Genomic DNA, 2,485 nt, shown 5'->3' with positions numbered 1-2,485 from the left:
GGCGCTGGTGAAGACCAGGGACGGGGTCCCGACTCCGGCCGAGATCTGCAAGGTGCTCGACGATTATGTGATCGGCCAGAGCCGCGCCAAGCGGGTGCTCTCGGTCGCGGTCCACAACCATTACAAGCGCTTGAACCATGGCGCCAAGACCGGCACCGACGTCGAACTGGCCAAGTCCAACATCCTGCTGATCGGCCCGACCGGCTGCGGCAAGACCTTGCTCGCCCAGACGCTGGCGCGGATCCTCGACGTGCCGTTCACCATGGCCGACGCGACCACGCTGACCGAGGCCGGTTATGTCGGCGAAGACGTCGAGAATATCATTTTGAAGCTGCTCCAGGCGTCCGATTATAATGTCGAAAAGGCCCAGCGCGGCATCGTCTACATCGATGAAATCGACAAGATTTCGCGCAAATCCGACAATCCGTCGATTACCCGAGACGTGTCGGGCGAGGGCGTCCAGCAGGCGCTGCTCAAGCTGATGGAGGGCACCACCGCCTCGGTCCCGCCGCAGGGCGGCCGTAAGCATCCGCAGCAGGAATTCCTGCAGGTCGACACTACCAACATCCTGTTCATCTGCGGCGGCGCGTTCGCTGGTCTCGAAAAGATCATCGCCGACCGCCTGCAGGGCAAGTCGATCGGCTTCGGCGCCCATGTCGCCGCGCCTGAAGACCGCAAGACCGGCGAAGTGCTCCAGCATTGCGAGCCCGAGGATCTCCTGAAGTTCGGCCTGATCCCCGAATTCATCGGCCGCCTGCCGGTGATCGCGACCTTGATGGATCTCGACGAGGAAGCCCTGGTCAAGATCCTGGTCGAGCCCAAGAATGCTCTCGTCAAACAGTATCAGAAGCTGTTCGACATGGAGGACGTCGAGCTCGCTTTCTCCGACGACGCACTGCATTCCGTCGCCATCAAGGCAATCGACCGCAAGACCGGCGCGCGCGGGCTGCGCTCGATCCTCGAGGGCATCTTGCTCGACACGATGTTCGACCTGCCGTCGATGGACGGGGTCGACGAGGTCCATATCGACCGCGATGTCGTCGAAGGCCGCAAGGAGCCGGTCCGGGTCTATGCCAAGAAGGGCAAAGCCGGCGACGCCGCCTGACCTCCCGCGTTTTTCCTCCGCTCGAGCTTAAGGTGCTGATAGCCGATGCCTGACCTCGCGGCGCGGGCGGTCACATGGCGGCCACCGATTTCCTACTTGCCTAAGGCGCTGCTTGAGCCGCGTCGGCCGCTGTTCGCATTGGCGATCGCCTGGTTGCTGGTGTTCGTCCCGACCCTGGCGCTTGGCGCCGCGGTTTCGGCGGTCATGCCCAACGACGCCTTTCCGACGTTCCCAAGCGCGAGTTGGTACGTTTTCTTGCTGCTGGTCGCCATCGGCCCGCTGACCGAGACCCTGATCATGGGCGGAGTGCTGGTGCTGCTGTGCCGGTTCGTGAGCCCGACCGTCGCGGTGCTGATCAGCGCGGTTGGGTGGGGGATCGCGCATTCGACCGCGGCGCTCGGTTGGGGGCTGGTGATCTGGTGGCCGTTCACGATCTTCTCAACCGTGTTCCTGACCTGGCGGACGCGATCGACGATGGCTGCGATCGGCATGGCGGCGACCGCCCATGCGCTGCATAACCTGCTGCCGGCGATGCTGCTGGTGCTGGGTCTCGAAAGCTAACGCAGCGCGACCTGGTCGCGATCGCCGAAATAGCGCGCGATAATCGCCGGGTCGCGCTCATATGGATCCGGCCGAAACTCGATCCCTTGCGGCGTCGCCGCGACCGTCAGATAGGTTACGTAGACCGGCACCGGGTCGGGCAGGTCGACCCGGTCGGGCCGGTCGGGATCGTGCGGCTGGGGCAGTCCGCCCATCAGCCATTGGCCCAGCCGCGGCGCATCCTCGAGCCGGATGCAGCCATTGCTGATCCACCGGTTGGCGTCGGCGAACAGCTCCTTGTGGGGCGTATCGTGAAGGTAGATGCCAAAATCATTGGGCATCATATATTTGACCTTGCCCATCGAATTGGCGGGTCCAGGCAGCTGCCGCACGCGGATGATCTTGCGGCCGTCCGCCGCGGCCTGCCAGTCGACCGTCGATGGATCGAGCGCAGTGGCCTCGTCGCTCCAGTCGTTGAGGACTTCGTAGCGGCGGTCCTTGAGGTACGTGACCCCCTGCTTGATGACGTTGGGTGCGATCAGCTTGATGACCAGCTCGGGGGGCACGTTCCAATACGGATTGACGCTGGCATAGCGCAGCTGCGCGGCCATCATCGGGGTCGCCGTCTCTTCCTTGCCGACGATCACCTTCATGCTGTCGACCACGCGCCCGTTCTCGTACATGAATAGTTTCGCTGCACCGACATCGACCAGGATGTAGCGATGCGCCTCTGTCGCCAACGGCAGCCGCCGGGCACGCTCGAGATTGACGATGATCAGCCGCTCATAATGGTTGGCGCCGAGGTTCAATGAGTCGATTGTCCCGCCGCCGGCGATCCCG

3 protein-coding genes are annotated in these 2,485 nt (G+C 63.7%); 2 read left to right on the top strand and 1 reads right to left on the bottom strand.

Annotation, left to right across the window (positions count from 1 at the left end; translation table 11 throughout):
* Both clpX and RMO25_RS11570 read left to right on the top strand, forming a co-directional pair.
* On the top strand, positions 1-1,105 hold a 1,105-nt coding region (clpX, locus tag RMO25_RS11575; protein ID WP_309662758.1), incomplete at its 5' end, for an ATP-dependent Clp protease ATP-binding subunit ClpX.
* Positions 1,106-1,150: 45 nt separating this feature from the next.
* On the top strand, positions 1,151-1,666 hold the full coding sequence (locus tag RMO25_RS11570; RefSeq protein WP_309662757.1) for a type II CAAX prenyl endopeptidase Rce1 family protein: 516 nt from the start codon (positions 1,151-1,153) through the stop codon (positions 1,664-1,666).
* Here the strand turns inward: RMO25_RS11570 and RMO25_RS11565 are convergent.
* A partial coding sequence (locus RMO25_RS11565) for a L,D-transpeptidase family protein (protein WP_309662756.1) occupies positions 1,663-2,485 on the bottom strand: 823 nt, incomplete at its 5' end. The genes RMO25_RS11570 and RMO25_RS11565 overlap by 4 nt on opposite strands.

Origin of the sequence: Sphingomonas sp. (assembly GCF_031361285.1) — a bacterium.
Taxonomy (GTDB): domain Bacteria; phylum Pseudomonadota; class Alphaproteobacteria; order Sphingomonadales; family Sphingomonadaceae; genus Sphingomicrobium.
The sequence above is the reverse complement of the archived record's forward strand: the minus strand, read 5'-3'. Positions and strand labels throughout refer to the sequence as shown.